At 58.5% G+C, this 9,735-nt stretch carries 10 protein-coding genes; 3 read left to right on the forward strand and 7 right to left on the reverse strand.

Features of this window, described 5'->3' with window-relative positions:
* Nucleotides 1-569 (reverse strand): molybdate ABC transporter permease subunit (modB, locus tag O3A94_16545; protein ID MDA1357861.1); only part of this gene is annotated, 569 nt, incomplete at its 3' end.
* 7 nt (nt 570-576) lie between these two features.
* Entirely contained in the window at nt 577-1,323 is a 747-nt protein-coding gene (gene modA, locus O3A94_16550; protein MDA1357862.1) for a molybdate ABC transporter substrate-binding protein, read from the reverse strand.
* A gap of 302 nt (nt 1,324-1,625) precedes the next feature.
* Between modA and typA the strand changes: the two genes are divergently transcribed.
* On the forward strand, nt 1,626-3,449 hold the full coding sequence (gene typA, locus O3A94_16555) for a translational GTPase TypA (GenBank protein MDA1357863.1): 1,824 nt from the start codon (nt 1,626-1,628) through the stop codon (nt 3,447-3,449).
* Here the strand turns inward: typA and O3A94_16560 are convergent.
* The 4 genes from O3A94_16560 to O3A94_16575 are packed head-to-tail and all read right to left on the reverse strand — an operon-like array spanning nt 3,446 to nt 7,208.
* On the reverse strand, nt 3,446-4,927 hold the full coding sequence (locus O3A94_16560; protein ID MDA1357864.1) for a c-type cytochrome: 1,482 nt from the start codon (nt 4,925-4,927) through the stop codon (nt 3,446-3,448). The genes typA and O3A94_16560 overlap by 4 nt on opposite strands.
* Nucleotides 4,928-4,934: 7 nt before the next feature.
* Entirely contained in the window at nt 4,935-5,531 is a 597-nt protein-coding gene (locus O3A94_16565) for an MFS transporter (GenBank protein ID MDA1357865.1), read from the reverse strand.
* Nucleotides 5,532-5,553: 22 nt separating this feature from the next.
* Nucleotides 5,554-6,054: a transposase gene (locus O3A94_16570; protein MDA1357866.1), complete on the reverse strand. Its 501-nt coding sequence runs from the start codon at nt 6,052-6,054 to the stop codon at nt 5,554-5,556.
* Entirely contained in the window at nt 5,988-7,208 is a 1,221-nt protein-coding gene (locus O3A94_16575; protein MDA1357867.1) for an IS256 family transposase, read from the reverse strand. Before O3A94_16575 ends, O3A94_16570 begins: the two co-directional genes overlap by 67 nt.
* Before the next feature lie 725 nt (nt 7,209-7,933).
* Between O3A94_16575 and gpt the strand changes: the two genes are divergently transcribed.
* Complete coding sequence (gene gpt, locus O3A94_16580) at nt 7,934-8,434, forward strand: xanthine phosphoribosyltransferase (protein MDA1357868.1); 501 nt, start codon at nt 7,934-7,936, stop codon at nt 8,432-8,434.
* 11 nt (nt 8,435-8,445) lie between these two features.
* Entirely contained in the window at nt 8,446-9,003 is a 558-nt protein-coding gene (locus tag O3A94_16585; protein MDA1357869.1) for a carboxymuconolactone decarboxylase family protein, read from the forward strand.
* Nucleotides 9,004-9,088: 85 nt separating this feature from the next.
* Here O3A94_16585 and O3A94_16590 read toward each other — a convergent pair.
* Nucleotides 9,089-9,735: ABC transporter substrate-binding protein (locus O3A94_16590; protein MDA1357870.1), on the reverse strand; the 647-nt coding region annotated here is incomplete at its 5' end.

Raw genomic sequence — 9,735 nt, forward strand, 5'->3', positions numbered from 1 at the left:
ATCAGGCTGTAAAGCGCGATCTGAAGCGTGCGGGTTTCACCGGGGATGTTCGAGACAAAGGTGATGGTGGCGCCGAATTCACCGAAGCCGCGCGCGAATGCAAGCATCGCGCCGGTCAAAATGCCTGGCGCCATCAACGGCAAGCTGATGGTAGCGAAAACCCAAAGTGGCGGCGCGCCCAAGGTGCGCGCGGCGGCTTCAAGCCGTACATCCACATTCTCCAAGGAGAGACGGATGGCGCGCACCATGAGAGGAAAGGCCATCACCGCCGATGCCACTGCCGCGCCGCGCCAGGTAAAGGCGACCGTGATGCCGAACCAATCCCACAACCAAGCGCCCATGGCGCCGTTGCGCCCCAATAGGAGAAGCAACAGATAGCCGACCACAACCGGCGGCACGACCAGTGGCAAATGGACCAAGCCGTTCAAAAAGAGGTGGCCGGGAAAGCGTTTGCGCGCCAACAGCCAGGCCACCGCGATAGCTACCGGCAGGCTGATCAGAACCGACCAAAACGCAACCCGGAGGCTGAGCAGGACGGCCTCGCTTTCAAGCGCGCTCAAGGCGAACATGGCATTCTCATGGCAACGCGAAGCCGTGACGGCGAAACAGTGCCGCGATCTCTGGCGTGGCGAGAAATTCGAGGAATTTACGTGCCACGGGATTGTCGCGCCCGGTGACCAGTGCAATCGGATAGCGTATCGGCGCGTGCTGGTCCTGGGCGATTACCGCAGCGACGCGTACGCCGTCAAAGGCGTTCGCGTCGCTGGCATAAACGATGCCGAGCGGCGCCTCATCGCGCGCCACCAAATGGAGCGCCACACGCACATCAGCGACGCGAATGAGGCGGTTTTCGAGTACCGGCCAGAGGCCGAGTGCTTCAAGCGCCTGGCGGGCATAGATACCGGCCGGTACATGATCGGGATCGGCAAGCGCAAGACGCCTGTCGCCGAGCGCCGCGGCGATATCCGTTTCAACGTTAAAAACACCGCTGGCGGGGCTGTCGGCCGGCGCGATCAAGACCAAGCTATTAGCCAGCAAATCACGCCGCGTGGCGCGGCCGATATGGCCGCGTTCAGCGAGATAATCCATCCAAGCGGGATTAGCGGAGAGATAGATATCAGCCGGTGCGCCATTCTCAATCTGTTTAGCGAGGATGGAAGAACCGGCGAAAACGCCGCGTACCCGGCCATGCCCGGCGCGGGCAAATCTCTCCGCCGCTTCGGTGAGGGCCTCGGTGGTGCTGGCGGCGGCAAAGGCCAGTACATCGCCGGCCTGTGCCGGGCGCATAGCGGCCACGCTGACTGTAAGAATGAGTGCGGCCAAGGCTATAGTTGCAAATGAAACCAGCCTGGCGTTCGGCGCAAATATCACGATGCGGGACTCTCCTCAGACTGGCGAAAATCCGCCAGCTTGCCGATCTATATATAAGAATCCGAAGATTTAAGGGAGTGCCGCCGCACCCTGTACTCGAATGAGATATTCCGCCGCCAAGAGCCGGTCCGATCCGCCGTTCGGCCAGCCACGCGCGCAAATTGCCGCGTCCACAGAACAAGAAATAGATAATAAATAGCCTAGCCGGAACGCTTGGACGTTGCAACGCAGCGCGTGTACTGCCATATGCGGGCATGAATTTAAGAAATATCGCGATTATCGCTCATGTTGACCATGGCAAGACTACCCTGGTTGACTCCCTACTCATGCAAAGCGGCACCCTGCGCGCCAACCAGCGCGTCGTCGAACGCGCCCTTGATTCCGGCGATCTGGAACGCGAGCGCGGCATCACCATCCTATCGAAATGCACGTCAGTCGCGTGGCGCGATCTGCGCATTAATATCGTCGATACGCCGGGCCATGCGGATTTTGGCGCCGAGGTGGAGCGCATCCTATCGATGGTGGATGGCGTGTTGGTGCTGGTTGATGCCGCCGACGGCCCGATGCCGCAGACCAAATTCGTGCTCGCCAAGGCGCTCGGGCTCGGCCTCAGGCCGATCGTCGTCATCAACAAAGTCGACCGCCCCGACGCGCGGCCGTGGCAAGCCCATGAGGAAGTATTCGATCTGTTTTCCGCGCTCGACGCCGACGAGGAGCAGCTTGATTTTCCCGTGCTGTTCGCCTCGGCGAAAGAAGGCTGGGCCGACCTGGAGCCGGACGGTCCGCGTCAGGATCTCACGGCGCTGTTCGAAACCGTCGTAAAGCATGTGCCGCCGCCTGTCGCCGAGCTGGACGCACCCTTTGTCATGTTGGTAACGACGCTTGAGGCCGATCCATTCTTGGGGCGTGTCCTCACCGGGCGCATACATTCCGGCGTGATCCGCCCTAATACCAAAATCCGCGCCCTTAACAGCGACGGCGAGGTCATCGAAGAAACTCGTGTCACTAAGTTGCTCGCCTTTCGTGGCCTCAAACGAACGGCCGTTGAAGAGGCTACTGCTGGCGATATCGTGGCCGTGGCCGGTTTTGGGCGTGCCACGGTGGCGGATACCCTCGCCGATATCGCAGTGACCGTAGCAATGCCGTCAGAACCGGTCGACCCGCCGACGTTGGCGGTAAGTTTCCTGGCCAATGATTCACCGTTGGCGGGCCAAGAGGGCAACCGTCTGACGTCGCGTGAAATTCGCGACCGGCTCCTGCGCGAAGCAGAAAGTAATATTTCCATCCGGGTGACCGAGGGAGACGGCAGGGACTCTTTTGAAGTCGCCGGCCGGGGCGAGCTGCAACTCGGCGTGCTGATCGAAACCATGCGCCGCGAAGGCTTTGAGATGTGCATTGGGCGACCGAGGGTATTGATGCGCACCGACCCAGAAACCGACGCGATGTTGGAGCCCGTCGAAGAAGTGCAGATCGATGTCGATGACCAATATGTCGGCGCCGTGGTTGAGGGCGTCAGCGTGCGGCGTGGTGAGCTGATGGATATGCGCCCGTCCGGCGGCGGACGCACGCGCCTGATGTTCCATGCGCCATCGCGCGGATTGATTGGTTATAACGGCGAGCTGTTGACGTCGACTCATGGCAGCGCGGTGATGAACCGCATCTATCATTCATACGTGCCACATAAAGGGGAAATATCGAGCCGCCGTACGGGCGTGTTGGTTTCCAGCGCGCAGGGCAAATCAGTGGCCTTCGCGCTGTGGAATTTGGAGGAACGCGGCCCCATGTTCATCGGCGCCGGAGAATCGATCTATGTCGGCATGGTGATCGGCCAGCACACGCGCGGCAGTGATTTGATCGTCAATCCCCTCAAAGCCAAACAATTGACCAATGTCCGCGCCTCGGGCACGGACGAAGCGGTGCGTTTGACCACGCCGCGCCGCATGTCGTTGGAACAGGCCATCGCCTATATCGATATCGATGAATTGGTCGAAGTAACGCCCAAATCAGTGCGTATCCGCAAACGTCTGCTAGACCCGCATGCGCGCAAAAAAGCAGCGCGCGCCGACGCCGCCGACTAAAGCGAGCGCAAAAAATCGATCAAATCGCGGCGCTTCTCCACCGCCATGGTGCGGAAGCCTTCTCTGGCCGCTAGCGCCTCGCCGCCATGCCAGAGGATGGCTTCGGCGATGCCCCGGGCGCGGCCGTCATGCAGCAAAAATTTATGCCCGTTCACCGCTTCGAGCGAGCTCAGGCCCCACAGCGGAGGGGTGCGCCATTCACGCCCATCCGCTTCGAAATCGGGCCGTCCGTCGGCGAGGCCCTGCCCCATATCATGCAATAGAAGATCGCTGTAGGGCGTGATGTCGCGCTCTGAGAGCGCCGGCACGGCGTTCTTTGCGGTGCGAGCTGTCGGCGTATGACAGGCCGCGCAACCGGCAGACGCAAACAGCTTTTCACCGCGCCGCACAGCCGGGTTCTCCTGCCCGTGGCGGGCCGGTGGCGCGAGATAGCGCAAATAGGCGGTGAGCGCCGCCAACCTTTCATCGCTGAGTTCTGGGATATCTGTGGCCGCTGAGGCTGCCAGGCAGGCGCGCTGCGGCGGTGGGCAGGTTGGCCCAGGATGCAGGGTAGAGGTCAGCCCCATATCGCCGAACGCGGCACCGGCGGCCTGTTGCACCAAGCCAGCCTGATTGGCTTTCCAGCCGAAACGACCGAGGCTGTGGGATTTATTTAGCGGGTCCCACACATGATTGGGCCGTCCGGAGATGCCGTCGCCGTCCGCGTCTTCGGCGTCGGCCCGAGCGAGAATATCGCTTTCCGAAATCGCTTCCAGCAAGCCGACGCCCGGCAAGGCCGAAGCGATGCGCGGCGAGTGCATGGCCGGATCGCCCAATTGGAGGAAGGTCATGCGGTAAAATACGTAAACCGGGCGGCGCAGCTGATAGGGCGTGCCCTCGCCATATTGCCCTGGCTCGGGGTTGTATTCGACAAACAGCCGGCCCTCCGGCGGCACACCAGGAATAGCCCTGCCCTGCAACTGGTCTCCATAAGCCGGATGCGGGCGTGGTTCGCCATGCTCACCGACGCCAGGATTGCTCAGGCGGATCAGGAGAGAACTCAGGGCCTCGCCCTGGCGCAGCGGCGGGCGGCCGCGACCTGCGCGCACATGACAGGCAGCACAGGCCTTCGCCTCAAATGTGGGGCCGAGCCCGACAAACGATGGGTCGCCCGCGTCATCGCTGTCATCTGCGCCGCCGTCACCGCCTTCGATCGTGGCGAACCAACTCTGACGGAAAATTGCGGCACCATGAGAAAACTGCGCCTGCTGCTCAGCGTTCAACCCGATGAGCGGGTGGCTGAAGCTGGTCCGCATGCTGGCTGAATCGGTGAGCACGCCACTATCGGCGAGCGCTATATGCTGTCCAGGCCACAAACACCATACGGCAAAGATTGCCGCGATCCATGCCGATACCGGGAAAAGCCGCAGAACCGTCTCGTTGTTCATCTCGCCGCCATCAACATTCGCAAAGTTTTGCCGCACGAAAAGAGAGATCATAGGCACCTCAGAGCGCTTGAGGCGTTTCAGAAAGCGCCGCCGACGATGGGCGGGCGCTGCCCGGCAGCCAAAACACCGCGATGCCAATGACCAAGGCCATCGCGGCAAGAATGAGAAACAGCCAAATAAATCCACCGCCGGAACCATGCAGGAAAGCAACGAGAGGCACCGCCAGGGCTGACGCGCTGAGGCCAAACAGAAACTTCACGCCATAGATACGCGAGCGCCACGCGTCATCGGTGTGGCGAGCCACCAATGTGTCTGCAATCGGTACCTCGCCGATGATCATGAGCATCGCCACGAAGGTCACAATCAGCATGCCGGCTTCGGAGGTCATGCCGATCACGGCGAGCAGCGGTACCTGGACAAACAGCATGCCGATCCACACATATTTGATGCGCATTCTGTCGATCAGATGGCCCACGATGATTTTCCCGAATGCCGAAATGCCGATCACCAGGGAGACCAGGAGGCCAACACCGAGGATTGAATCGGCAAGCGATCCGAGCCCCTCTTCAAACAATTTGGGCATTGCGATGACGGCGCCCTGGAACACCAGCCCGCCCATTATGGTGGAGACCGCGACAACGCGAGTTATTGCCAAAAGTGGTGTTTTGGCCCCTGAATCAAGCGGCGACCAGATCAATCTCTGTTACCTCAACACCGTCTTTGAACTTTACCCCTGTTATTACCTTGGTCAAGTAGTCGAAGCCGCGTAATCGTCTCCATCTCTTTTCCGCACACTGACCGAGTTTGAACATCATGTGCAGCATGCCGTCACGCGAGAGGCACCCTTTTGATCGCCTGGTGCGATGACAGATGGTCCCAAAAGTCGATTCAATGGGATTGCTGGTCCGAATGCTCTGCCAGTGCTGCGCCGGGAAGTCGTAGAAAGCCATCATCTCGTCACGGTCTTTTTGCAGACAGATGGTAGCCTTCGGGTATTTTGGTTCATACATTTTGACGAACAGATCAAAGGCTTTTCCGGCTTCTGCCTTTGTCTCGGCCTGCGGTAGTGTCCGTTCTTCCGTGTAAACGACCGGTTCATACCTTTCCGTCTTCAATATATTGAAGACGGAAATCGATCTTGGAACAAGATAGCGAACTGGTTTAACGCCTGTTTCCATGTCCTGGCGGGCAGGGTCCACTTTTTGGCGATGTTGCGCAAGGCCAGATAGAGCAGCTTCGCAGCGGCGTCGTCGCTGGGAAAGTGGCCCCGGTTCTTGATGATCTTGCGCAGGCTCATATTCAGGCTCTCGATGGCGTTGGTCGTGTAGATGATCTTGCGGACCGCTTCGGGGTAAGCGAAGAACGGGATGATCTGTTCCCAGTTGCGCCGCCACGATTGGCCGATGGGCGGGAATTTATCGCCCCATTTTTCTTCAAACTCATCTAGGCGCAAGGCCGCCGCCTCGGCGTTTTCCGCACGGTAAATCCGCTTCAGATCGGCGGCCATCAGCTTGCGCTCCTTCCACCCCACATAGGCCAGGGAATGGCGGATCATGTGAACGATGCAGGTCTGCACGGTGGTTTCGGGGAACACCGCGTTGATCGCCTCGGGAAACCCTTTCAGCCCATCGACCACGGCGATGAAGACATCATGGACGCCCCGGTTCCGGAGCTCGTTCATCACCCGCAGCCAGAACTTCGCGCCCTCGGTTTGCTCGATCCACAGACCCAGGACCTCCTTGTGGCCCTCGATCGTGAAGCCCAGCGCCAGATACACCGCCTTGTTGCGCGCCACGCCCTCGTCGCGGATTTTAACCCGCAACGCGTCGAAGATGATCACCGGGTAGACTTCGTCCAAGGGCCGGCCTTGCCAGTCGCGGACCTCCTCCATCACCTCGTCGGTAACCCGCGAGATCAAATCCGGCGACACCTCAACCCCGTAAAGCTCCTCCAGGTGACCCCGGATCTCGCGCACCGACATGCCGCGCGCGTACATCGAAATGATCTTGTCATCGAAACCCTCGAAGCGCCGCTGGCCCTTCTTCACGATCCGAGGCTCGAAACTGGCGTCGCGGTCGCGCGGGACCGAAATCGCCATCTCCCCGTCCTCGCCCGTGATCCGCTTCGACCCGTGGCCGTTGCGCGAATCGGCGTTTTGCTTGCCCTTCGGATCGACCTTCTCGTAGCCAAGATGGTCGCTCAACTCTGCGTTCAACGCCCGCTCCAAAAGCGCCTTCTTCAATTCCTTGAAAAGCCCGGCGCCGCCCAAAAGGTCTTCCGGGGTCGTATAATCGGATGAAAGTTCGTCGATAATCTCTTGCTTGATAGCCATGTTTTGAATCGCCCTCTTCGGAGTTTACATCATGGCCGCTTACACAGTTAACCGGACAGGCTCTGCGCACAGTGCTTTGGGCTACCGCCCACCGGCTCCGGAAACCATCGTTCCGATGTACCAAAAGCCGGACATCCACTAACATTCAAACTGGACCACTCAAGTGGGGCTGATCACGTTTGTCCCGCATCGTTGCGCCCTGTATCCGCGGAGATTACCGAAGATACGGTGCCGATTTCATCATTTTGCTTACTCATAATGCGACGCTCCAATTCCCCACGATGTTCAGATGGGGGGTGCGAATCCTGCCGATAGAGATATCACTATAGCTCAGCCGCAAGTATCAACAAAATGTTGATTATGAAAATAATTTTCTGTTTACAGTGTTAATAATTTATTTATTACAGATTTTCGCAAATAAAACTCATACAACATAGCAAGCGTAGTAATGAAATTTACTTTGTGCTTGAATTACAATTCTACGATATTTTAAGAAGTGCCGGGAATTCATTGAAAAACATGTAAATAAATCGATATTAGATTTTGGATTGCACATGAAGTTAACACCAAAATTTTACTGAGCTTTACTATCGTCAGAACGGCGAAACCTGGCTCCGGCAAGCGCCTGTTTGTGTTGGCGCTCTCCTGCGTTAAACCTAGTCCTAACACGGCCTATCGCGCGACATTTGCACGACAAATAAGAGACATAGATAGAGGCGTACAACATGGCAGACGGTTTCAATAAGGGCTTCCCGGTATCCTGGGATCAATTACACCGCGACGGACGGGCATTGGCTTGGCGACTGGCGGAACTCGGGCCATTTAAAGGAATCGCCTCGATTACCCGCGGTGGCCTCGTGCCGGCCGCGATCGTGGCGCGGGAATTGGATATTCGCCTAGTAGATACCATCTGCATGGCGTCCTACGAACATCAGGACCAATCGGAAGTTACCGTCATCAAGGGGCTTGAAGGCGACGGCGAGGGCTGGCTGATCGTTGACGATCTGGTCGACACCGGAAAAACCGCGCGCGTCGTGCGCCAAATGCTGCCCAAGGCCCATCTCGCCTGCCTGTATGCCAAACCGTTGGGCAAGCCGTTGGTCGACAGCTATATCACCGAGGTTAGCCAGGACACCTGGATCTTTTTTCCGTGGGACATGGATTTGCAGTTTGTTCCGCCGATCGCCGGCGAAGCGGGCTCGACTAAAATCCGCAACCACAACTGAAGGAGACGACTGTGAGTCGCATACCGTTACCTAAGGAAGACGAACTCGACGCCGATCAACGACAGGTTTATGACGACATCAAGGCGGGCCGGCGCGGCGCCGTGCTCGATCTCTTCATGATGCTGATGCACAGTCCCAAACTGGCCGACCGAGCGCAGCGTCTCGGCGTCTTTTTGCGCTATGAAACCAGCCTTGCCGCGCGCCTCAGCGAGCTTGCCGTGCTGACCACGGCCAAGCATTGGAACGCCTCTTATGAGTGGCACTTTCATGAAAAAGAAGCGCGCGCCGGCGGCTTGGCGGAGGACATCATTGAGGCGGTCCGCACCGGTGAAGCGCCGAATTTCGTTAATGCCGATGAAGCCGCGATCCATGCTTATACGCGCGAGTTGCTCAGCAATCGGCACGCCAGCGACGAAACCTATCAAACCGCGCTGGGATTTTTCGGTAAAGCCGGCATGGTCGAGCTGACCTGCCTGATTGGCTATTACTGCATGATCGCCATGACCTTGAACGAGCATGGTGTGCCGCTGCCCGACGGCGCCGAGCCCGCCTTGCCGCCACCCGGTTAAGAAATACCGACGACCTCATACTTTGCCATAATAAAATCGCCCCGCCGTCTCCAGCGGGGCGATTAGTTTTTCTAGATCTGCTTATTTAGCGCGCGATGTACTCGTAGCGCTTGCCAAACAACACATCCATCGGGACCGCCTGGGAAATCGTCCAGCTACCCGCAACGGCCGGCTGGCCGTTGGTGGTCTCGATCATCAGGTACGGAGCCTGCGCCTGATGGTGCAGAGTCTTGGTGAAGGTCCGTGTGCCGACGAGAACAGGCTCGTTGACGAAGGACTCTAAGGCCTCAACGACGGCATCGGATTCGAACGTACCAGCCTTCTCCACGGCCTTGGCCCACATCTCGAATACCACATAGCCAGGATAGGTGTACTGGCTGTTCGGATACTCACCATATTTGGCTTTGAACTTCTCGTTGAAATCCAAAACGGCCTGACGCGGATCGTCACCGTAGATCGAAGCCTGCTCGGGCACATAGTGACCGCTCAGATCGGGTACGGCGTCGAGCCAATAGGTGCCGCTCATGGAGCTGCCGTTGCCGATTGGCGTATCGATGCCAGCAGCGCGGAGCTGTTTAATGGCACTGGCGCCACCCGGATTGAAGGTGCACATCTGGATGTAATCAGGTGCGTTCGCCAACGCTTTGATGCGATCGATCTGCGGCTGAATTGTGGGGTCTTCGTTCTGGAATACGTCATGGCCCACAACTTCGCCACCAAGCACTTCACGCC

This window comes from Pseudomonadota bacterium, from assembly GCA_027624955.1.
GTDB lineage: Bacteria > Pseudomonadota > Alphaproteobacteria > UBA828 > UBA828 > PTKB01.

Excerpts from the sequence above, each read along its gene's own strand:
- O3A94_16560 (MDA1357864.1), bottom strand. The coding sequence starts at position 4,927 with ATGATCTCTCTTTTCGTGCGGCAAAACTTTGCGAATGTTGATGGCGGC.
- O3A94_16575 (MDA1357867.1), bottom strand. The coding sequence starts at position 7,208 with ATGGCTATCAAGCAAGAGATTATCGACGAACTTTCATCCGATTATACG.
- typA (MDA1357863.1), top strand. The coding sequence starts at position 1,626 with ATGAATTTAAGAAATATCGCGATTATCGCTCATGTTGACCATGGCAAG.
- gpt (MDA1357868.1), top strand. The coding sequence starts at position 7,934 with ATGGCAGACGGTTTCAATAAGGGCTTCCCGGTATCCTGGGATCAATTA.
- O3A94_16570 (MDA1357866.1), bottom strand. The coding sequence starts at position 6,054 with ATGGAAACAGGCGTTAAACCAGTTCGCTATCTTGTTCCAAGATCGATT.